The organism is Streptomyces sp. NPDC059009 (genome assembly GCF_042740175.1).
Lineage (GTDB): Bacteria > Actinomycetota > Actinomycetes > Streptomycetales > Streptomycetaceae > Streptomyces.
The window spans coordinates 141,807-164,025 of sequence record NZ_JBHYJB010000010.1 but is presented as its reverse complement, the minus strand read 5'-3'; the positions used below and the strand labels follow the sequence as shown (position 1 = coordinate 164,025).

Annotated in this window: 22 protein-coding genes; 21 read left to right on the top strand and 1 reads right to left on the bottom strand. The window is 63.7% G+C overall.

The window, feature by feature from the left end:
- The first annotated feature begins 158 nt into the window (after positions 1–158).
- The 17 genes from ACFWYM_RS12740 (at position 159) to ACFWYM_RS12660 (ending at position 13,118) form a co-directional block, all read left to right on the top strand.
- On the top strand, positions 159–728 hold the full coding sequence (locus ACFWYM_RS12740; RefSeq protein ID WP_384834395.1) for a hypothetical protein: 570 nt from the start codon (positions 159–161) through the stop codon (positions 726–728).
- A gap of 46 nt (positions 729–774) precedes the next feature.
- The gene (locus tag ACFWYM_RS12735; RefSeq protein WP_384834393.1) at positions 775–1,302 is read left to right on the top strand and encodes a carbohydrate binding domain-containing protein; all 528 of its coding nucleotides are present in this window, start codon (positions 775–777) and stop codon (positions 1,300–1,302) included.
- Between the two features lie 9 nt (positions 1,303–1,311).
- Positions 1,312–1,812 (top strand): hypothetical protein, encoded by a 501-nt coding sequence (locus ACFWYM_RS12730; protein WP_384834390.1) that lies wholly within the window; start codon positions 1,312–1,314, stop codon positions 1,810–1,812.
- 17 nt (positions 1,813–1,829) lie between these two features.
- Positions 1,830–3,359, top strand: coding sequence for a hypothetical protein (locus tag ACFWYM_RS12725; protein WP_384834387.1), 1,530 nt, complete (start codon positions 1,830–1,832; stop codon positions 3,357–3,359).
- A 6-nt stretch (positions 3,360–3,365) separates the two neighbouring features.
- Positions 3,366–3,677: a hypothetical protein gene (locus ACFWYM_RS12720; RefSeq protein ID WP_384834384.1), complete on the top strand. Its 312-nt coding sequence runs from the start codon at positions 3,366–3,368 to the stop codon at positions 3,675–3,677.
- Entirely contained in the window at positions 3,674–5,248 is a 1,575-nt protein-coding gene (locus ACFWYM_RS12715) for a terminase (protein ID WP_384834382.1), read from the top strand. Before ACFWYM_RS12720 ends, ACFWYM_RS12715 begins: the two co-directional genes overlap by 4 nt.
- A 74-nt stretch (positions 5,249–5,322) precedes the next feature.
- The gene (locus ACFWYM_RS12710; protein ID WP_384834379.1) at positions 5,323–6,681 is read left to right on the top strand and encodes a phage portal protein; all 1,359 of its coding nucleotides are present in this window, start codon (positions 5,323–5,325) and stop codon (positions 6,679–6,681) included.
- On the top strand, positions 6,668–7,816 hold the full coding sequence (locus ACFWYM_RS12705; RefSeq protein WP_384834376.1) for an HK97 family phage prohead protease: 1,149 nt from the start codon (positions 6,668–6,670) through the stop codon (positions 7,814–7,816). Before ACFWYM_RS12710 ends, ACFWYM_RS12705 begins: the two co-directional genes overlap by 14 nt.
- Before the next feature lie 61 nt (positions 7,817–7,877).
- Entirely contained in the window at positions 7,878–9,143 is a 1,266-nt protein-coding gene (locus tag ACFWYM_RS12700) for a phage major capsid protein (RefSeq protein ID WP_384834373.1), read from the top strand.
- A 90-nt stretch (positions 9,144–9,233) separates the two neighbouring features.
- On the top strand, positions 9,234–9,818 hold the full coding sequence (locus ACFWYM_RS12695; protein ID WP_384834370.1) for an endonuclease VII domain-containing protein: 585 nt from the start codon (positions 9,234–9,236) through the stop codon (positions 9,816–9,818).
- A 2-nt stretch (positions 9,819–9,820) separates the two neighbouring features.
- Entirely contained in the window at positions 9,821–10,237 is a 417-nt protein-coding gene (locus ACFWYM_RS12690) for a hypothetical protein (protein WP_384834367.1), read from the top strand.
- Complete coding sequence (locus ACFWYM_RS12685) at positions 10,237–10,476, top strand: hypothetical protein (RefSeq protein ID WP_384834364.1); 240 nt, start codon at positions 10,237–10,239, stop codon at positions 10,474–10,476. Before ACFWYM_RS12690 ends, ACFWYM_RS12685 begins: the two co-directional genes overlap by 1 nt.
- Positions 10,477–10,563: 87 nt before the next feature.
- The gene (locus tag ACFWYM_RS12680) at positions 10,564–11,115 is read left to right on the top strand and encodes a hypothetical protein (RefSeq protein ID WP_384834361.1); all 552 of its coding nucleotides are present in this window, start codon (positions 10,564–10,566) and stop codon (positions 11,113–11,115) included.
- Positions 11,116–11,125: 10 nt separating this feature from the next.
- Positions 11,126–11,572: a hypothetical protein gene (locus ACFWYM_RS12675; protein WP_384834358.1), complete on the top strand. Its 447-nt coding sequence runs from the start codon at positions 11,126–11,128 to the stop codon at positions 11,570–11,572.
- Between the two features lie 10 nt (positions 11,573–11,582).
- On the top strand, positions 11,583–11,930 hold the full coding sequence (locus ACFWYM_RS12670; protein ID WP_384834355.1) for a hypothetical protein: 348 nt from the start codon (positions 11,583–11,585) through the stop codon (positions 11,928–11,930).
- A gap of 274 nt (positions 11,931–12,204) precedes the next feature.
- Positions 12,205–12,621, top strand: coding sequence for a hypothetical protein (locus ACFWYM_RS12665; protein ID WP_384834352.1), 417 nt, complete (start codon positions 12,205–12,207; stop codon positions 12,619–12,621).
- Entirely contained in the window at positions 12,621–13,118 is a 498-nt protein-coding gene (locus ACFWYM_RS12660) for a hypothetical protein (RefSeq protein ID WP_384834349.1), read from the top strand. The genes ACFWYM_RS12665 and ACFWYM_RS12660 overlap by 1 nt, the downstream gene beginning before the upstream one ends.
- Before the next feature lie 99 nt (positions 13,119–13,217).
- On the opposite strand, the gene ACFWYM_RS12655 is transcribed toward ACFWYM_RS12660, so the two are convergent.
- Positions 13,218–13,547 (bottom strand): Lsr2 family protein, encoded by a 330-nt coding sequence (locus ACFWYM_RS12655; protein WP_384834346.1) that lies wholly within the window; start codon positions 13,545–13,547, stop codon positions 13,218–13,220.
- A gap of 69 nt (positions 13,548–13,616) precedes the next feature.
- On the opposite strand from ACFWYM_RS12655, the gene ACFWYM_RS12650 reads away from it, so the two are divergent.
- The 4 genes from ACFWYM_RS12650 to ACFWYM_RS12635 are packed head-to-tail and all read left to right on the top strand — an operon-like array spanning position 13,617 to position 22,217.
- A complete protein-coding gene (locus ACFWYM_RS12650) occupies positions 13,617–14,009 on the top strand; it encodes a hypothetical protein (protein ID WP_384834344.1) in 393 nt (130 codons plus the stop codon).
- Between the two features lie 14 nt (positions 14,010–14,023).
- Positions 14,024–14,296, top strand: coding sequence for a hypothetical protein (locus tag ACFWYM_RS12645; protein WP_384834341.1), 273 nt, complete (start codon positions 14,024–14,026; stop codon positions 14,294–14,296).
- A 14-nt stretch (positions 14,297–14,310) separates the two neighbouring features.
- On the top strand, positions 14,311–18,255 hold the full coding sequence (locus ACFWYM_RS12640) for a transglycosylase SLT domain-containing protein (RefSeq protein ID WP_384834338.1): 3,945 nt from the start codon (positions 14,311–14,313) through the stop codon (positions 18,253–18,255).
- Positions 18,255–22,217, top strand: a complete 3,963-nt coding sequence (locus ACFWYM_RS12635; protein ID WP_384834335.1) for a hypothetical protein — start codon at positions 18,255–18,257, stop codon at positions 22,215–22,217. Before ACFWYM_RS12640 ends, ACFWYM_RS12635 begins: the two co-directional genes overlap by 1 nt.
- Positions 22,218–22,219 lie beyond the last annotated feature (2 nt).

The following is a 22,219-nucleotide window of genomic DNA, read 5'->3' as shown; positions in this document are numbered from 1 at the left end:
ATGCGCAGGGCTTGAGCGGCGCCGCTATGGCCACGGGCGCGAGCCTGGACGTGTCGGCCGCGAGCACCACGGGCGCTGAGGCTGCGTCAGCGTCGGGCAGCGCCCCGGATGCTGTCGGGAGTACTACGGCCCCGGCAGAGGCTGCCTCGGGGTCCACCGTGGCGTACGACGCCACGGTGAGTACGGTCTCCAGCACTGACGCCCCCGCGGAAGTGGCGACGGCCGCGGGGGCGTCGCCTGCGTCATCGGCGGACGTCGCACCGGCCGCTGAGTCAACAACCGGCGGAGCGACGGCACTTGATGCCGCACCGGCATTCACGGAGCTGCCGGGCGCACAGACCGCGTCGGGGTTCGCCCCTGATCCGGTGGCGCAGGCGGACATCCCCGCGGGCGCGACGTCGGGCACCGGAACGGCGTGGGATGCGTCGCCGTCGGGCGCGGCTGTTGCGAGCGCCGCAGATGCCGCCGCGTCATCCGCCGATGTGTCGTCCGCCCTGGACATCGGTGCCGGAGCAGCGGCGTCCGTAGGCGTGGCGCTGGATGCGACAGTGTCCGCCATGAGCGCCGTTGAGGCTCCGGCGGGCGTGGCCTCTGCGGCGGGGTCGGTCGACGACGTGTTCACGGATCTCATGACCGCAGCTGGGCTCGCATCCGGTGTCGGCGAGGCCCTGGATCTGGCGCCCGTACAGCTCATGACCAGTCTGCGGCTGCGCGTAGTGCACAACTGAGGGGCAGGCTATGCCGGGCAGTGATCAGTCACTCTGGGGCCCCAACGTGGGTACGGCGGACGGCAGTGATTTCGAGGGCGGTCTGGGCGGTTGGAATGCAGGCACACAGGCGTCTGCGGTGGCTACGAGTACGGATCAGGCGCATAAAGGCACGCAGTCGCTGAAGATCACCCGCAATGCGACAGCATCCGGATATCTGGCCGTTTCTAACTCCGCTTTCCCGGTGGGCGCTTCAACTAACTACTACTTCCAGGCGTGGATTTACACGAGCGTAGCGGCAGGCGTGATCCGCTTCGATTTCGACTACTACCAGGCCAATGGCACCACGTACATCAGCTCATTCACCAGCGCAGTGCCGGACACGGCGCTGATGCAGAACGACTGGACGCGGTGCGGCCCGATCAGCTTTACGACGCCCACCCTCACGGGTTTCGTACGCACGATTCCGGTGAGCGTCTCCGGCTTCTCGAACGCCAACACGTTGTACCTGGACGACCTTTTCATGGGGCGCCTCTTGGTCCCTCGTGGCCAGCTGGTCATGCCGCAGGCCCTGACCCGGACGTCGACTCGATAGGGGGCCCGCATGGCGCTGTACGTGGCATACAACAACGCATTCGGTACAACGACGAACACCATGGCTGGCACCAGTTATGCCACCGGCGCCAAAGTTGCCATCCAGCTGGCCACGCCATCGACCCTTCAGATACGGATAGTTGAGTGGGGGATCAGCTTCAACGGCAGTGCCGCAGCGACCCCCGCCGTGTGCGAACTGGTGCAGAACGGCACGGCGTCCACAGTGTCCACGCAGCACACTACGACGACGATTCAGCCCATTGGCGACAACGCCAAAGCGTCGGGCTTGACCATGGGCACCACGTCGTCCGGATACGGCAACGGATCGATTACATCGGCCACGCCGGACAAGTACTTTGACGCTCAATATGTCGGGCCCACTTCGCAGTACATCAAGATGTGGCCGCTTGGACGAGAGCCGGTCATGGCTGCCTCGAAGTACTGCCAGTTACGCGTGAACACGTCCGCAACGCTGACCGCCCTTGCATACATCGTCTTCGAGGAGTGCTGACCCAAGGGCGGTGACCCATGGCCCGTCTCGGTCGCGGCACTCCGGCAGCCGCGTACGTCCGCGTCCTGGCGCAGCCCCTAGAGGCGGATGCGGCGCCTAACGCAGAGAGCATCACGGCGACGGGCGCGGCGTACGACGTCGAGGCCGACGTCCAGGCCCTGCCTGATGCGGCGTCAGGTACCGGCACGGCGCCGGACCCGTCGACCGCAGTCACGACCCCCGCAGACGTGGCCGCAGCCACCGGCACCGCGTACGCTCCCACTGCCGCAGTCGGCGCGGCACCCCCCGTGGCGGACGCATCCGGGGCTGCGGCCACTCCCTCTACCGACATCGCGAGCCCGATCGGCTCCGCCGACGGCACTGGCAGCGCGCTGGATGTTGTCCCGGGCGCGGGCGCGCTCTCCGCCGAAGCGCTCAGCGCCGGAACCGCGTACGCGCCTGCCACGGACGTCGTCGTCGGCGCCGGGGCAGCGGCGGCTACCGGCACGGCGCCGGACCCCGTACCGGGCGCAGGTGCCCTTGCCGAGGGGCCTGAGGGCGCGGGCTCGGTCACGAACGCGACCGTCACCACGAGCCAGACCACCAATGCCCCGGCGCAGGCCGCATCGGCCGCGGGGGCGGCGCCGGACGCGTCTGCCGACAGCACGGCGGGCGCTGGGACAGCCGCTGTCGCCGCCGATGCTCAGGGCCTGGCGCCAAGTGCCGTCGCGGAGGCGGCTACTGGAACCGGTACCGCGCTGGACGCGTCTGTGGACGTCACGACCGGCGCGGACACCGCAGCGGGTGCGGGCGCCTGCGACGGCTCGCCCGGCGACGGCGCAGAGCTGTCCCCGGTCCCGCAGGCAGCTGCGGCTATGGGTGAGGCGCTGGACGCGATCGTCCCTGAGAACACGTACGCCCCGGTGCCGCGGATCGATCTGGACGGCACTGTTTCCGGGGCGGGAACGCTTGGCGTCGCGGCTCCTGTGCCGGTCGTGGATGTGGACGTCACGGCCACGGTGAGCGGCACGCTGGCGACGTCGGCGCCCGTGCCGGTGATCATGCTCGCCGGCTCAGCCGTAACACCCGGCACACTGAGCATCACAGCTCCCGTGCCCGCGCTGGACGTCGACGCCGTGGCTACGGTGAGCGGTCCCCTCGGGGTGACTGCTCCCGCTCCCGTCATCGACGCAGACGGGGCGCTGACGGTATCCGGGGCGCTCGCGGTCACGGGGCCCTCGCCGCAGATCCACGCGACAGGATCCGTCGCCGCACCGGGCGTGCTCGGTGTCGTCGCCCCGGTGCCGGTCGTCGACATCGACGGGACGGTACGCGTCTCCGGCGTCCTGGACGTCGTGGCCCCGGTGCCTGTCGTCGACGTGCTCGGGCTCGGCCGCCCCACCGGTCCGCGCGTCGTTGTGATCGCCGACGAGTCGCGAGTGCTGGTCGTCCCGGCCGACTCGCGGAGGGTCCTGGTCGCTGAGGACTCACGTCTCCTGGACGTGCCGCCTGAGCTGCGCACGCACGTCATCCCCGCCGAAGACCGTGAGCTAGAGCTAGTGGGGTGATCTCGCATGCAGGACTTCCGCGAGGTCATCGCCGGAGGTGACAAGAGGCAGCAGCTCGAAGCGATCCGTGACCGGATCGCGCTGGAGATGAGCGGCGAATTCGACTGCTGCTCGTGCGGTAAGCCGCGACGGTCAGCGGGCAGCGAGACAGCGGCTCTGGCGCTTCGACTGGTCAAGGTTCTTGAAGACCTGGAGTCCATCCCGAGCGCGGCTGAGGTCTCGCCGTTGGATGAACTCCGCGCCCGCCGTACGGGCGGCACGCCGTCGGCTGCGCGGCGTCAGGGCACCGGACGACGGCGCAGGGGCACCGGGGCATGAGCGGTGTCGTCATACCGGGGCGCGGCGACCAGGCGCCCCGGATCCTCAGCGCGCCGCCGCGAGTCTCCAGCGCGGGTGCCGACGTCGCGGAACTCGCGGAGATCGCGGGCCTCACCCTCGACCCCTGGCAGCGCCTCGTACTCGACAACGCCCTTGGCCAGCGCGCCGACGGCACGTGGTCCGCCTTCGAGGTGGGCCTCGTGGTCGGTCGTCAGAACGGCAAGGGCGTTGTACTCGAAGCGCGCGAACTGGCCAGCCTCTTTCTCCTGGACGAAGAGCTGTGCATTCACAGCGCCCACCTCTTTGATACGTCCCTCGAAGCGTTCAAGCGCATTCTTGGTCTGATCGAGAGCACTCCGGACCTGGATCGCATGGTCAAGCGGGTGTCCCGATCACATGGCGAAGAGGGCATCGAGGTCTTCCGGGACGGTGCCCTGCGGCGCCTGCGCTTTCGAAGTCGCACTGCGGGGGGCGGTCGTGGATTCAGCTGTGACTGTTTGGTCCTCGATGAGGCGATGATTCTTACGGACCGGGCCGTCGGCGCGATCCTGCCGACGCTGTCCGCCGTTCCGGATCCGCAGGTCTGGTACACGGGCTCGTCCGGCACGCGCGATTCCACGGCGCTCGGTCGCGTACGTACGCGCGGCATCGGCGGCGACGATCCTCGCTTGTGCTACCTGGAATGGTCGATTGATCCCTGCACGCAGTTCTGTCCGGTCAACTGTGAGGACCACGACGCACAGTCCTTTACCCCTGACCCGCGCTGGTCGCAGGAAGAGCATGACCGGCAGCTCTCGCGCCTGTACGCCTCGTACCCCCGGGCGAATCCTGGTTTTGGCATTCGTATCGGCGGCACGCAGTCCCCGGAACGCAGTGTCGAACACATCGAGGCCGAGCGGCGCTCGATGTCGGCTGAGGAATTCGCGCGTGAGCGCCTCGGGGTGGGGGACTGGCCGGTTGAGGGCGAGTCGTGGCGCGTCATCGGAGAGGCGTACTGGAAGGCGTGCGTCGATGCCGCCTCGGTGCCCGACGGGGAGTTGTCGTTCGGTGTTGAGCTGACGCCCGACCGTAAGGCGGGCTGCATCGTCGTCGCCGGGCTCAACGGCGATGGGCTGACGCACATTGAGATTACGTCCAGCGACGTCCTCGATCACCGTCCCGGGGATCGATGGATCGTGCCGCGCATCAAGGAGTTGGCGGCCCGGTGGCGGCCTCGCGCGGTGGTGATTAACCGTGCGAGTCAGGCGGGCGCTTTGATCCCTGCGCTGGAGAAGGCCGGGATCACGGTGCTGTCGCCGACGGCCCGCGAGTACGCGCAGGCGTGCGGGTCGCTGGCCAGTGCGGTGGTCCCCATACGCGGCAACTCGCCGACCCTCGTACACCTTGACCAAGTCCCGCTGACGACTGCCGTGGCCGGGGTCGAGAAGCGGGCCGTCGCCGACCTGTGGGCGTGGGACCAGCGCTCAGCAGCGGTCGACATCTCGCCCTTGCAAGCCGCGACGCTCGCACTGTGGGGCCTTCAGCAGAGTGACAAGAAGGCGCCCGTAGAGGCCGGATGTGCGTGGGGGTGACTGTGGCCTGGCAATGGAAGTGGCCATTCATTACCCGCAATACGAAGTCCTTTACGCAGCCTGACTTTTGGTCCATGGACGCGGCGCCGTTCTTCATGGGAAGCACCGCCGACAAAGAGCGGATTGAGACCGATTTCGAGGGCTATGTAGAGGGCGCGTACAAGCGAAACGGGCCAATTTTCAGTTGTGTTACGGCCCGTCAGATGGTGTTCGCAGAAGCGCGTTTCCAGTGGCGCCAGTTCAAGAACGGTCGGCCGGGCGACTTATTCGGGACGGCTGACCTTGCACTCCTGGAGAACCCTTGGCCCGGCGGCACGACCGGTGAGCTGCTCGCGCGCATGGAGCAAGACACTTCGCTGGCCGGTAACTCGTATTGGACGAAGGCCGATGATCAGGGGCGGTTCGGGAACGCGGCGAGCGGACCGGGGCTGCGCCTTGCACGGCTGCGCCCCGATTGGGTCTCGCTCGTCATCGGCTCGTACTCCGGCGACCTGTACGCCGCCGATGCCCGGGTGATCGGAGTTCTGTACGAGCCGCGGCAGTTCGGTGTCGTGGCCTCGGGCGGGCCGAACACGTCCGGCGGTGCGGTGCTTCTGCTGCCCGACGAGGTCGCGCACTTCAGTCCCATACCTGACCCGGTAGCGCGCTTTCGCGGCATGTCCTGGCTGACGCCCGTAATTCGCGAAATCGAGGCGGACACCGCAGCGACGACGCATAAGAAAGTCTTCTTTGAGCACGCGGCTGTACCGAATATGGTCGTTAGGTTTGACAAGGACGTCAGCAAAGAGCAGTTCGACTCTTTCGTCAAGGTCTTCAAGGCGGGGCATCAAGGTGCCTGGAACGCATACAAAACACTCTTTCTCCAGGGTGGAGCCGATGTCACTCCGCTTACCCATGATTTCCGGCAGTTGGATTTCTCATCCACGATCGGTAAGGGCGAGGCGCGTATAGCGAGCGCGGCCGGAGTGCCTCCGTCATGGGTGGGATTCTCCGAAGGGCTCCAAGGCTCGGCGATCAACTCTCAGAATTTCGCGGCGGCCAGACGGCGATTCGCCGATGGAACGATGCGCCCTCTGTGGCGTATGGCAGCGGCCAGTCTTCAGAGTCTTGTCACTGTCCCGGCGGGAGCCTCGCTGTGGTATGACACGAGAGATATTGCATTCCTGCGCGAGGACTCCCGCGACCGCGCGGATATTGCACGAGTCCAGGCCAACAGCATCGACTCGCTGATCAAAGCAGGCTTCGAGCCGGATGCGGCGGTCCGTGCCATTACGGCAGAGGACATGAGCATCCTCATTGGTCAGCACACCGGACTCGTATCCGTCCAGATGCAGCCGCCCGCAAGCCTCGATCCCGCGGCGTCCGACGCGTCGCCCAACCCCCTTGAACTGGAACCAACCGGCACGCCGGAAGGACAAGATGATGGAGCGTAAGAGCCTGTCCGGCGTGGAAATCAAGGACGCGGACCGGGGCGAGGTAAGGGCCGTCTTTTCCACGATGGGCGTCCGGGATCACGACGGAGATTTCACGCGCGAAGGCGCCTTTACTGACGGCACCAAGGTGGCGATCAGTGCCTACGGACATAAGTCCTGGGAGGGTGCTCTCCCCGTGGGCAAGGGTGTCATCCGGGTCAAGGGCAAGAAGGCTGTCCTTGAAGGCCAGTTCTTCATGAACACCCAGCACGGCAAGGACACCTTCGAGACGGTCAAGTCCCTTGCCGAGGACGGACTTGGGGAGTGGTCGTACGGCTTCGATATCGAGGAGCACTCGTACGGCAAGGAGAAGGACCAGCCGGTTCGGTACCTCGATCGCGTCACCGTGCACGAGGTGTCGCCCGTCCTGCTGGGCGCCGGGGTCGGCACGCGCACGCTGACCGCCAAGGAGCGGCAGGGGCCCGCTGAAGGGGATCCCGCGATGAAGGCTGGGACCGCGGTCCGCGGCCCGATTCCGCCCAGGGAGACGTCAACGCTGACGCGCGCCTGGGACGGCGCCAAGACCATCGGTGACCTGCCTGAGGACGCGCGTCCGTCGCAGCTCCGCACCGTGTATGCCTGGGTCGATCCGGACGGCGATCCGGAGCTGAAGGAGTCGTACCGGTTCGCTCACCACCACGGCATAGATGGACCGGCCAATATCCGGGCGTGCCTTCAGGGCATCGCCGAACTCAACGGCGCGAAGGGCGATTCCGGCGTACCGGAAGAGCACCGGAAGGCCGTATATGACCACCTGGCGGCGCACCTGCTTGACGCCGACCGGGAGCCGCCGGAGCTGCGTACGGCCGACGGCGGCACCAAGGGAAGGCAGCGGTTCGCGGACGAAGCCACAGAAGTAATGGCCAATCTGTCGAGCCTTATTGATCGTGCCACGGAAGTCATGGCTCTCCGTAAGCAAAAGGGAAAGGGAATGTCCGCAGGCTCCGCAGATCTCCTGTCCTGGATCAGGGATGACGTGAACCGGCTGGACGGACTTCTTTCGATTCCGGTGGAAGACGATGCCTTGCCTGAGCCGAGTGCCGAGGAAATCGGCGCCGCGGTGACAGCGGCTATAGCGCGCATCAACGGAATCTGACGAAACATTCTTTCAGGCCCCCCTCGATGGGGGCCTTTTTCATGCCCAAAAACGGAGAGCCATGTATAACGACTCCAGCCGGGTCGCTGAATTCCCGGCCCTGAAGCAGGCCCAAGAGAAGCTTGACGCCAAGCGCAAGGCGCTCGCGGACGTCCTCAACGAAGCGGGCCCCGACTATGACATGTCTAAGGTCAAGTCGATCGACGGGGACACGCATGCGAAGGTTGCTGAAATCGGCAAGATGAATGCCGAGATCGACGACTGCAAGAAGCAGGTAGACGAATATCTTGTTGTCGCACGCGCTGCGGCACAGGCGCAGCGCGACGAGAAGGCGACAGAGTCCGGCGATGGCGCAGAGTCGAAGAGCCCGGAGCGTAAGGATTCCCGTGGGCGCTTCGACCTCGGCGAGAGCTTCGTCAAGTCGCAGGCTTTCAAGGGCTACAATGTCGGTGCGCAGTCCGGCCCTTCGGCCAGCCTGGATGTCAATCTGAAGACCCTTTTCCAGACCACTGCCGGTTGGGACTCCGAGGATGTCCGCACCGGGCGCCTGGAGTACATGCCGACGCGCCCCGCGCCGCACGTCACGACCTTCATCCCGCAGACGACCACTGGCATGTCCGCGGTCGTCTACATGGAAGAGACGATATACACCAACGCTGCGGCGGAAATCGCTGAGGCGGGCACCTACCCCGAGGCCACGCTTGCGCTGACCGAGCGGTCGTCTCCGGTGCGCAAGGTGGCTGTCTTCCTGCCTGTCACAGACGAGCAGTTCGAGGATGAGCCGCGTGCGCAGGGCTATGTGAACAACCGCCTGCCTTTCATGATCCAGCAGCGTATGGACTCTCAGGTCCTCAAGGGAGATGGCATCGCGCCGAATCTTCTCGGCATCGAGAACGTCTCGGGTATCCAGACGCAGGCAATTGGAGCGGACAACACCCCGGACGCCATCTACAAGGCTGCCCGGAAGATACGTGACGACGGCTTCGCTGAACCGTCTGCGATCTTCATTGCGCCGTCGAAGTGGGAGACGGTCCGCCTTCTCAAGACTGCGGACGGCGTCTACATCTGGGGACACCCGTCGATGCCGGGTCCGTACACGTGTTGGGGTATTCCGGTCGTAGAGACCACGGCGGTGACGTCCACAAAGGCCGTGCTCGGGGACCTTCAGAACTTCACCGAACTGTCGATGCGCCGCGGGCTGGACGTCCAGGTGTCTAACAGTCATTCGACCTTCTTTGCCGAAGGCAAGCTCGCACTCCGGGCAGACGTCAGGGCTGCATTCCTCGTGTATCGCCCAAAGGCGATGGCCGTCGTTACGGGACTTTAGATCTTGAAGTGTCCTGATTGCGGCGCAAAGTTGGGCGGTCGCTGGGGGAATCGATGCTATTTCTGTAACGGCCGCCCAAAGACGGGCGAGATGAAGATCTGCAAGACGTGCGCCACTGAGTTTTATGCAGCTGGGTGGCAGCTGCGAGATGTGCAGCGCAATCAGGGCGCCTACTGCTCACGTGAATGCAAGTCTCGGGCGCAAGAGGTGACGGCCAGCAAGGTTTGCACAAAATGCCTCGCCAAGAAGCCTTTGGATCAGTTTCCGCCGAATAAGAAGATGGTGACTGGTCGAGCCAGTCATTGCCATGAATGCATGCGTGCCGCAACAGCAAAGTGGCGTGCGGAGAATGCTGAGCACTACGAAGAGCTTAAGAAGTCTCCGCGCACGGAGCGGCAGCGTTTGCGTAGGTTTGAGCTTGATCTGTGGCAAAAGTACGGCATCACGCTCGAAGAATATGAAGCCATGCAGGAACGGCAGAACAACGTTTGCGCGATTTGTGAAGGGCCACCGAGAGGGCGTGGCGCCGACAAGGGGCGTTTCCACGTGGATCACTGTCACGCGACCGGGAAGGTGCGCGGACTTCTCTGCTCGCCGTGCAATACCGCCATCGGCCTCCTGGAGGACGACGCCAAGCGAGCGATGCGCGTCGCTCAATATCTTGAGGAGACATAGCAATGGCCGTACAGGCTGGGGCCGGTGCCGGAAAGGTCGGGCTCTCGTACCAAGTAGGCCGCATCAAAGCGGCTCGCTTCTTCTATGACTTTGCGGTGGAGGGCGGCGCCGTCGGCGCCATCACCCTGCGCGGCGAGACGATCCCGGCGGGCTCGCTCGTGCTCGCCACCTATGTGGACGTGAACACCGTAGTGACGTCCGGCGGTGCTGCCACGGTGTCGCTCGACATCGAGGCCGCGGCCGACGTGCGGGCTGCGGCCACGCTTGCGACTGCGCCCGCGCTGTCGACGGCGACACCGAAGGAAGCACTGAACACGATCAGGACCACGGCGGTGCGCTCGGTCGTTGCGACAGTCGGCACGGCGGCTCTCACTGCGGGCAAGTTCAGTGTTGTCGTGACCTATGTGGAGCTGGCCTGATGTCCGGCGACGACTGGGTCAGGATCACTCGGCACTGGTGCTTTACCGAGGACCGCACGCGGGTGGTGCCGGAGACGTCGCCGCTGGCCCGGTGGCTTCACTGGAAGCCGGGCGATCTGGTGAAGCGGTCTGAGGCGGAGCGGCTCGGGGCAGTTGAGCGAGACCAGGAGGCCGAGGCCAAGAAGGCGGCGCCTGCCGCCAACAAGTCCCGAACCCCCGCGCATAACAAGCGGCGATAACTTCGGGGGTGCGCCTTGGCCTTGGGGGATTCGTACGCGCAGCTCTCGGAGCTGAAGACGCGTCTCCAGAATCTCGACGAGACAACGATGTATGACGACGTCCTCACCGAAGCGCTTGCATCGGTGTCTCGCGAGATTGAGCGGCACTGCAACAGGCAGTTCAATCAGCAGAGTTCGGCAACGTCGCGGGAGTACGACGCCGACCATGTGTATACGGTGCGCGACGGAAGCCGTCGCATTCACTGGGTCGCTGTAGACGACTTCCATGACGCGGCGAGCCTGGTTGTGGAGTCGGGCGGGACGACGTGGACGGCGTCTGACTACCGGCTCTATCCGCGTAATGGGGTCGTGGATGGACAGCCAGGCTGGCCGTATTACGAGATTCGCGCAGCGAGCCCGTCGACCCTGAGCTTCAGCGCTGACGGCGTCACCGTCACCGCCAAATGGGGCTGGTCGGATGTGCCAGCGCCAGTGAAGCAGGCGTGCTTGATCCTGGCGGCCGAAACATTCCAGATTAAAGACGCGCCGTTCGGTGTCGCAGGCATGGATCAATTCGGTGTCATCAGGGTCCGCGACAACCGCATGGCCGCCTCGAAGCTCGCGCCATATGTACGTGATCCGGTTCTTGTCGGCGCTTAGGAGGTGACGCGTGGCCTCCTTGACGGAAATACGAACTGGCATCAAGTCGGTCATCAAGGCGAACATCTCGAACCTGAACGTCTATTCAGAGGTCGCCGACGTAGCGCAGGTTCCCGCGATCGTCATTATGCCCGCCCTGGACCATCTGTCGGGCGGCATGGTCTGCGATTACGACGGCGCATTCAAGCGGGGCATGGATACCTGGCACATGGACCTTTCTGTCCTGGTGGCCCGTACCGAAACGTCGCTCGCTCAGGTGGAGCTGGACAAGTACATATCCGGCACCGGGCCACGAAGTATCCGGCGTGTCATCTACGAAAACTCCGGCTTGGGGCTGACGGACGGCACCGACGCGCACGCGAGCGGAGTGCGTCTTTATGGCGGCAAATTCAACGCAGCTCAGATAGATCACGTGGGCGCAGTTGTGCGCCTGATAGTGCGTACCACTAGCGCATAGGCGAGGAGCAATGGCAGCGCTCACGACACAGAACATTGTTGCGGCAGGGACGAAGCCGACGTTCAGCGCTGCGGCGCTGACGGATACAGCAGAAGTCGGCAATGGGCATAACACGTTCATTGTCTACAAGAACACCGATTCCAACGCCAAGACGATCACTATTACGGTGCTTGGCCTGACGGCATACGGCGAACAGCAGCCGGACCCTGCGCTCACTCTGGGCGCCACCACGGGTGAGCTCTGGATTCCCCTGCGCCGCGAGTATGACCAGGCTGACGGTTTGGGCCGCGCGAGTATCACGGTGTCCGGCACCGGAGGCGTCACTGGGGTCACTGTCGCCGTGGTGAGGATGAGCTGATGCCGCGGGCGCAGAGCCGCCCGGACCCCCTTCCCGTTCAAGACCGCCCGGCAGATCCGCCGAGGCGGTCTTTGCGTATCCCGAGGGAAGAGCCGACCGAGCGCGAATACGAGGTCATTGGACCGAAGGCCGTAGGCGGAAAGACGAAGGGTGAGCGGGTGACGCTCGCCCTTACTGATGCCCAGGAGCGGGCGCTTATCGAGGCAGGGCACGTGGTGCCTGCCACTGAATCTCCCCGGCCATCGCTGGCCGCAAAGAAGGAAGTGAGCTAGCGATGGCCAAGCTTGTGCTGCGCGATTGCGCCATCATCGTCAACGGGGTTGATTTCTCCGACCACTGCTCATCGGTGGAAGTCAATCTTTCTAAGGATGAGATCGAGACCACGAATTTCAGCGGCTCCGGTCGTGAGCGCGTCGCGGGCCTCAAAGACGATAATTTCGTCATAAACTTCCAGCAAGATTTTGCGGCGGCAGAGGTCGACTCGACCCTTTTCCCGCTGTGGAACAACGAGACGGAATTCATTGTCGAGGTGCGGCCCACGGCCGCCGCTGCGTCGGCAACGAACCCCAAGTACACGGCGACCTGTATTCTCCTTGAGTATCAGCCGCTTTCCGGAGACGTCGGCGACCTTTCGGAAACCGAGGTCACGTTCCCGGCGCAGCGGACCGGCATCACCAGGGCGACCAGCTGATGGCCCGTTCCAATGGCGTCAATGTTCACCTAGGCGAGGAATTCCGGCGCGTGTCCATTGCGCTGCGCGAGGTGGACCGGTCCCTGCCCGGAAAGCTGCGCAAGGGCCTCGAACGCTCAGTGCGCCCCGCCGTCGCCGATGCCAAGAGGCGCGTACGGAGCATCCCGACCCACGGGGCGGCGCATACCGGTCTGAGGCGCCGGGTGGCGCGTGGCGTAGCGATCCAGGCCCGTACGAGCCGCAGCCCGATCCTCCGGGTGACGACGTCGATGGCCGACCCCCAGGAGCGGAACCTTCCCCTGTACCTGGACGACCCGTCGGGCTGGCGGCACCCCGTTTTCGCCATGCCCGGCCGGGATCGCGTCTGGGTCCACCAGGACACGGGCGGATCTTGGTTCCGGGAGACCTTCGCGGAGCATCGTCCCGAAATCCAGCGGAGTCTTCGCGAGGTCCTGGACGGTGCTGCAGAGACGATCGCCGCGGCCGGTCGCGGCTGATCGGTGCGGGCCGACCGGGGCCCGCGGGTGTCCCGGTCGGCCGCGCGCATGACGAAGCCCCCGGCGCCGTTTCGCCGGGGGCTGTTCGGGTCGTGCGGACTAGTGGGCCTTCTCGTACGCCTCGCGGATTGCGGCGGGGACACGGCCCCGGTCGTTCACCTCAAAGCCGTTGCCCTTGGCCCACGCCCTCATGTCCTCCGCGCTGGGGGCGCCGGGATCGGACTTGCGGGCACTGCGTCCCCGGCCCCGGCCCTGCTTCCGGCCGTTATCGATGAACGGGGCGAGTGCGTCGTATAGCCGGTCATAGCTATCCGGCGTGAGATCAATTTCGTACGTCACCCCGTCCAGCGAGAACACGTGAGTGTGGATCTCGTCGGATTCCTTGCCGGTGAGGTCATCCGTGTAAATCGTCACCATCTTCTGAACCATGACCGGATGCTACCCCAATTCCAGGATGTGTCCACCCGTGATTATCCACCCGCGACCGAGAGGTACCTCATGCTCCTTTCCCGTGACCAGATCTTGAAGGTTGATGACCTCAAGACAGAGGATGTTGATGTTCCCGAATGGGGCGGATCTGTCCGGCTTCGGATGCTGACCGGCGCGGAGCGCGACAGCTTCGAGCAGTCCATGATTGACACCCGAGGGGGCAAGCAGAAGACCAACCTGGCGAACTTCCGGGCCAGGCTCATAGCTCGCTGCGTGGTCACGGACACGGGGGAGCGAATGTTCAGCCCGCCGGACATCGATGCGCTGGGCCGGAAGTCAGCGGCAGCTCTCGGTCGTCTCTTCGACGCTTGCCAGCGTATGAACGGCTTCAGTGCCGCCGACGTGGAGGAATTGACCGAGGGTTTCGGCGACGCCCCGAGCGCGCCCGCTACTTTCGACTAGCTCGCGCTCTGGGCATGACGGTCCGTGAGCTGCTGGAGCGCATCGACTCCCGAGAGCTGGCCGAATGGCAGGCATATGAGCAGCTCACCGGACCGCTTGATGACGCCTATCTGGCTGAGGCGCTAGCGAGTCTGCACGAGCAGATGCAGACGCAGAATCGCATGATCGGCGCCGCGCACTTCACGGATAAAAAGCATAAGAAGAATCCTGCGCCGGAGCCCAAGCATTTCCCGCGCCCTCATGAGCTGTGCGCTGAGGACTCCTCAGATGAGGAGGGTGACAACTGAATAGGTGGTGAACCGTGGCCACCATTACGTCACTGTCCTTTGTCATTACGTCCAGCTATGACGGCGCTGGAATGCGGCGGGCCCGCCGCGACATCAATTCATTCGGCAGCAGCACCAAGACGCTGCACAGCATCCTGACTCCCTTCAATTCCCAGCTCAAAATAATGTCGTCCTTGGCTCTTGGGCTGGGGCCTGCGCTGCTTCCCGCTGCCTCTGCCGTCGGAGCGCTGGCCGGTGGGCTGGCCGCGGCCACGACGGCCGCAGGTGCTGCGGCAGGGATTTTCGGTGGCGCCCTGGCCGGTGCGATTGCCTCCACGAATAGCGCGACCAAGGCGGCGCAGCAGCAGCTTGACCGGCAGAAGGCTGTTCTGTCGGGGCTCACCCCGGGGACGAAGGCATACGCAGAACAGCTGAAGAAGGTTCACGAGGCAGAGAAGAATCTCAGGACCGTTATTCAGGGCCTTAGTCCGGCTCAGCAAAAATACATCGCCTCTGTCTCTGCGATGAAGAGCGGATGGTCCAGCTTCATCAAGGCGACGGCGAAGGACACGCTCACGCCGACGTCCATTGTCCTCAACGCGATAGGCCGGAACTTCGACAAGCTGATACCTGTGGTCAAGGCCGTCAGCCCCTTGATCACGAACCTCGCCAAAGATTTCGCCGGGTGGCTTGATGGCCCCGGCCTGGACCGGTTTATCACGGCCGTGGAGAAGCACGGTGTACCGGCGCTGCACAATTTCATCGAGACGGGCCGCGATGTCCTCGCCGTCCTGGGAAAAGGATTCCGCGACTTTCTGCCTCTTGGTGATCAGATCGTCAGGAAGCTTGCCGACGGCGCAGAGACCCTCAGGGGCTGGGCAGAGGGCGGGGGTTTTGAGCGCTTCATTAACAAGGTCGTCGACAACGCTCCAGCGCTGAAGGACATATTCAAGAGCCTCATCGTCATTCTGGGCAATGTCGCCGGATCGATGGAGGATACGTCCGAAGCGTCGATCACTATTGTCGGCGTACTGACGGATCTTCTGACGCTGCTGAGCCCTGAGCTGATCACAGCTATAACATATGCGTGGCTCGGGTGGAACCTTGCACTAGAGGCGTACGCCCTCTACTGCACGGCGGCAGCGGCAGCGAGCGTCATTCTCGCAACGGCTACATCGCCATTTTTGCTCCTTATGGCGGGGGCCGCCCTTACGGTGCTCGGGGTCGTTGCAGCGCTTGCGGCATTGGCTGCCGCTATCTATTTCCTGGTCAAGAACTGGGACACGGTATGGGGTGCGATCAAGGCCACATGGGATTTTGTGTGGAACTGGATCAAGACGACTGCCGTGACGATCTGGGGATTTCTCTCGGACGGATGGGGTCAGTTCCTCCTTCTGCTCATGGGGCCGATCGGCATTCTCGTTCTGATCGGCCTGCACTGGAAGCAGATATGGGAGGCAATGCAAGTCGCCGCACAGGTTGTGTGGAGCGCACTGAAAACTGGTTGGTCCGCATTCACTTCCTGGCTCTCGTCGACTTGGAATTCAATATGGGGCGGACTGCTCACTGCCTGGCACGGATTTATTGATCCCATTGTTCAGTCATGGAATCAAGTATGGCCCGAACTGAAGCTCGCCGCTCAGAATGTATGGAATTTTCTGAGCATTGCATGGGCGGCCCTGTGGCAGGGTGCGTCTGTTGCATGGGGGGTCTTCTGGGGCAACTTCGGACCGATATTCACTGCTGCCTGGAATGGCGCGGTAGCCAACGCTAAGGCTGCATGGGGCCTGCTGACTGCCGCATGGGACTTGCTGTGGACGACTGTTCTCGCCATTTATCACATCGGCTGGGCGCTGCTGTCTGGTTCATGGCAAATTGGCTGGACGTGGCTTACTGGTGCCGCCCGAATAGCCTGGTCCATATTCACGGGTGCCTGGTCCGTTCTCTGGACGACGATCACCGGAATCTGGAATGTATTCTATGCGACATTCCGGGCCATATTCGCCGGTGCCTGGAACGTTATTGTTGCACTCGCCACTGGAATATGGAATGTCGTACGCGCTGGCTGGGATGCGCTGTGGAAAGTAGTCACGGCGATTTTTCTTACCTTCACTGCTATTTTCACAGGTCATTGGGGTAAAGCCTGGACGGCGATCAAGGATGCCGCGCTGGCTATATGGAATTTGATCAAGGCCGCATGGCAGGCATTCGTCAATACTATTCTGGCGATCTTCAATGCCTGGGTCGGAGTTTTTGTAGCGGCATTCCGGGCCCTTTGGCTCGCTATACAGGCTATTGCAATGGCTGCCTGGAATGCATTCCGCGCATCGTTTCAGGTATTTCTTTCTGCGCTGCAAAATCTCTGGAACACTACGTGGAATGCCGTACGCAATTTCTTCCAGGCCATCGTTAATTCTGTGGCGGCAATTGCTCAGGCCGGATGGAATCTTATCCGTGCGGGAGTTCAGGCACTCCTCACCTATGTACTGTCTCTATGGAATACGACATGGACGACTATCCGGACACTATTCCAGGTGGCCGTTAATGCCGTAGTCGCTGGGGCCCTCGCGTTCTGGAATTCGATACGTACGGCCTTCTCGGCCGGTTCGACCTGGCTGCGTGAGACGTTCTGGAATCCAGTAAACAATTTCTTCACGAAGACGATCCCAGAGGCGTTCAAGAAAGGGGCAGACGCGCTCGGCAAGGCATGGGACTCGATCAGGAACCTGGTGCGTAAGCCGATCCAGGCTGTTGTGGATATTGTTTACAACAAAGGAATCGTGGCGCTATGGAACAGGGTCGCCAAGGTATTTCACGCTGACGAACTTCACGAATTTACGCTGCCCGCATTCGCCAAGGGCGGGCCGACGGGCTCAGGTTCTAGTAAGGGATTTCCGGCCATTGTCCACCCCGGTGAACATGTCTGGACGTCGGCCGAGGTAAAGGCGCTGGGTGGTCATGAGGAGGTGGCCAAGCTCAGGGCCATGGCGCTCGGGAGGGGACCCGGCAGTGTCCGCGTGATGGGCGGGCCGAACGGCCGCTTTGATGGCGGAGGCGGGATCCTCGGTACGGGGTGGGGTCCGGATACGGGACCGGACCTAGTGCCAGACGGCATTGTCAAGAATGCCGTGGGGAAGCTTAAGGATCTCGCCCTCGGTGGCGTTTCGAAAATCCTATTCCCCGCCTTGGATGCCATGCTCAAGGGAGCCAAGGCGGTTATCCGTGGAATCGTTCCCGGCAGTGACACGCCCATGGAGCAGCTCGCTACCGGAATTCCTCAGAGAATGGTCGACGTCGTCAAGGCGTGGGTGAAAGACAAAGATGTTGCCCCGATCTCCCTGGGGCGCGGTGGCAAGATGGTCGGCGCTATCCCCAAGGGCGACCACCTGCGCATCATCAACGCCGCGCTCAAGGCCGCGGGGGTGCCACCGCCGGGAACTCTCTCGCAGTGGCAGAAGGGGCTTAACACTCTCATCACCCGAGAGAGCGGTTGGAACCCGAACGCCATTAATAACTGGGACAGTAATGCTGCCGCCGGGATGGCCAGCCGCGGCCTTGCACAGGTTATCCCGCCGACGTTTGCAGCCAACCACGTGCCGGGCACGAGCAGCAACATTTTTGACCCGGTCGCGAATGTCGCGGCTGCTATTCGTTACATCACCAGGCGTTATGGGAACATCACCAATGTAGCTCAGGCGGATGCTTCAGCGATGCCGCAAGGCTATGCTCTGGGTACGCCTGGCGCCCGTTCCGGCTGGGGGATCGTCGGTGAATATGAACCTGAATTGGTGCGCTTCCGCGGCGGCGAGCGCGTCGACCCGCTACGCGAACTCATAGGCGGGTCCCGACGGGACGTCCACGTGGAAGTCCATATCCCTATTAGTGGGCGGGTTGACCATGGAGTTGTCGACCGTCTTGAACGGCAGACCATTCCCCGTCTGACCATGGCCATTAAGCAAGGGGTGGGGAGGCGTAGCTAATGACCGGCTTGGCCCATATTTGCAATGACGACTTTCGCAATGAGGGCTGGGTCCTGGTCGGCTCCGGCGTGAGCAAGCTCTTCCACTGCTGGAACAACGACGACGACTCGAAGTACTGCCGCAACCCGCCCCACAAGGGGCGGGCTTGTGTGCGCTTCCCGGTCGATATCAACACGGTCCCCGAGGGCGCTGTCATCACGAGCGTGACCATCTACATCCGGTGCGCGAAAGTGGGCAGTGGGTCGCGGTCGATCACGGTGAATGTGGTTTGTCTGGACGACACGTCGAAGTTCACGAGCCGCACCATCTATCCGACGACGACGCCGACCACGTATGAGGTGGCGACGTACACCCGGGATCCGCTCGGGCATCCGTGGGACATTCACCGGCTGAACAAGCTGCTGTGCCAGTGCTTCTCGGTAAGCGCGGTCTTCGACTGCATTCGGGTCTACAAGGTGTGGGCGCAGATCAACTACCGGGTTCGTCCTACCGTCACAGTCGAGGCGCCGACCGGCACTGTCCTCACGCCGTCGCCCACGATCTCGTGGACGTATGCGCAGGCAGACGGCGATCCGCAGGCCAAAGCCGAGTACAAGATCTTCACTGGGATCCAGGCGGCAGAGTCGACCTTCTCGCCGGACACGATGCCGCCCATCTATGCCACCACGGTCAGCGGTGACCTTACTTCGCAGATCCTCCCGACGTCGATTAACGCGGACGCCTATGCCGTGTACGTGCGGGTGTACAGCTCCTTCGGCGCCAAATCCGTGTGGGTCGGGCGGCAGTTCACTGTTCAGGGGCCCACACCGGGCGTGCCCGGTGACGACAACACGGTGAGCGGAACCCCCGGTATCGGTGTCATCTCCGTAGTGCCGGACGCGTACGAATCGTGCGTGGCCCTCACGCTCCGGGACAGCTCGAACCTCCTGAGCGTCCAGTCCGCTGACTTCGAGACGCTGACGGACGCGCCGGAGTACGTGACGACCAACTGCACGGCGGCGCAGGACACATCGACGTACTACGCGGGCGTGGCCTCTCTTCGGCTGGCGGCGTCCAGCGGGGCGACCATGTCCGTGCTGGGCCCGTTCGTTGAGCTTGCGCCGAACGCTCCGGTGACGGTGCGCGCGCAGCTGCGGGCCGCGGTGACCGCGCGCACCTGCACCATCCGGTTGCGCTTCTACGACGAGACGTACACCGCTATCACGGGCATGCTCACTGGCTCGGTCGTAGACTCCACTGCCACGTGGACCGAGGCCGTCGCGACGGGCACGTCCCCGGCCGCAACCGTCTACGGGCGCGTTGAGATCGAGGTAGCGAGCCCCGCGAACGCTGAGATCCACTACGCGGATCACGTCGGCTTGATGTACGGGGCGTCGGCGCCCTGGTCCGACGGCGGTCATGCGAGCCGGAACATCCTGAGTGCGTTCTCTGCCACGGGTGATGATCCGGTGGGGGATAACTGGATCGCGGGCACTGGCAGCACGATCAGCCGCGTGGCGGTCACCGGCACGGGCGCGCACGGCACGTTGACGAAGCGGCTGACGTACACCGGGATCACTCCGAGCGTGGGCTTTCGCGCCACCGGCACGGCGTTCACGAGTCCGACGTCCGGCACGGATTTCACGTTGAACAAGCCCGCGGGTACGACGACCGGTGATCTTCTGGTCGCCTTCGTCAGCTCCAGCCAGCACAGCGCGATTTCGCCGCCCGCAGGCTGGACGGCGGTCAACACGGCGTCCATCGACGACGGCACCACGGACACGGCGCTCTTCGTTCTGAAGCGGACGGCGGGCGGGAGTGAGCCGTCCACCTGGACAGACGGCAGCCTGAGCGTGGCGAGCACCCGGCGGTACGCCGTGGTGGTCGCGTACTCTGGTGCCGCTGATGCAGCTGATCAGTTCCTTGCGGAAGGCGTCCTCACCCGGGCGACCGGGACACCGCTGTACCTGACGTCAGCAGTGATCAACAACAGCGACGTCAACGCCTGGCGGATCAGCGCCTTCGCGGTCAGCGACAATGCCGCGGGCGGCTCGATGGTCGCCAACATCGCGCCGCCGACCAGCTCGGCAGACATCGCGTACGTCGGCAAGGGCTCTGCCTGGATCATGGAGTCCAACGCGACCAGCTATACGATCAACCGTCCGTCGGGCGTCGTTCCCGGCGACCTGATGATTGCGACGGTGGCGATCAGTGACACGGTGATCGCGACGCTGACGGCGCCGTCCGGCTGGACGATCGTCCGGCAGATCGCGGAGGTCGATGGCACGGCCAGCCTGCGCTTCGCGGTACTGAAGCGCACCGCGGGCGGCAGCGAGCCAACCGCCTGGACGGGCACGCTGTCGGCGACGGTCAAACCGATCGTCGTGCAGTGCACGGCGTATCGGAACGCGGACCTGGCCAGCAACCAGTTCATTGCCGAGAACACCTCGCAGTCCGGCAGTGGCAATAGCGTCACGACGGCCACAGTCACGAACACGGATAGTCGCGCCTGGCGCGTGTGCGCCTTCGGTTCGAGCGGCGACTACTTCACGTCGTGGGGCAGTACGTCTGAGGTCGCGGAGCGAGCCGACAACTCAGCCGAGTACCAGATTAGTTCTTGGTCCTATCGCACAGCGACGCTGATGATGGCGGACAGCAACGGGCCTGTTGGCACGGGTAGCCATAGCCGGACAGGGTGGCTGAACCGGAATTTCTATGGCGGCGCGAGCTGGATCGGCATTCTCAAGCCGCTGCCGTCAGCGCCTGCCCCGGGAGCCAATGAGACGGAGCGCTCAGACGTCACGGTGGGCAGTGCGGATCCGTGGCTGACGACCGCTGTCTACGATTCGAACGGCGTGGTGCCGATCGGCTCCATGAGCGTGACGGGGGCGTTCACTCCGGGCTCAGGGACGGATCTCAATTCGGCAGCCTCGTGGATTGGTCTCATCAAACCGGCCGTTCCTCTCGTGGCTGGCCGGACGGTAGCGACCATGCCGGACGCTATTGATATCTCCGCTATTGATCCGGCGATTCTTGAACTGGCCGGGAATCAGGTCACGTTCACCAGCGGGTTTCTTGGGTCGACCAGCGGGACGCCGTTCTTGACGTTGTATTTCTATCGGGCCAACCAGCTGATCAGCAGCCGCACGGTTCAGGGGAATAGCTTCGGGACCGCGACATGGATCAAGTCGGCGGGCACGTACGACATCCCCGACGGGACGACGCGGATCAAGGGCGAAGTGGCCGTGACGGACCGCGCAGTTTCGGATCTCGTGTACTTCGATCGCGTCGGGATCATGCTCGGGTCATCGGCGGTGTGGCGCAACGGGACTGGCCGGACGACGCATGCCGTCTGGCATGCGCCCGTGATCCAGTACGCCGACGACGACGGCACCGGATATGGGGACTGGCAAGAGTTGTCCGGACTCGACACGAGCCCGCCCGTCTATGACTCGCTCACCGGGATTGCCACGTACACGGATCACACGATCGTGCCGCTGGTCAATCGCAGATACCGGGCGCAAACTATTGCCTACGGTCTGGCCGGTGATCGCTTCGTATCCGGGTACGGGCCAGCGAGTGATGAGATCTCGCTGGCCGCGCTCAACTGGTGGCTCAAGGACATTACAGACCCGACGCTGAATCTGGCGCTGCGGGTCAAATGGAGTGTGACCAGCGTCGGCACGACCGGCACGAGCGTCATGTATCAGCCGCTCGGAGAGGCGTACCCGATCGTGCTGAGCGAGGGATTCAAGGGCGATGCGCTCGAACTCACGCTGATACTTCGGCGTGAGGAGTATGCGCCGCTGCGTGTGCTGCTCACTTCAGGCCGCACGCTTTTCCTTCAGTCCGACGTCGATCATGCCTGGTGGGTGCGCCCGGTTGGCGATATCAAGGCCGACATCCTGCCGACCGGGCAGCGGAAGGTTGATCCCATCCGCGAGGTGACGATCACCTTCGTCCAGGTTGCGGCGCCGACGTAGCG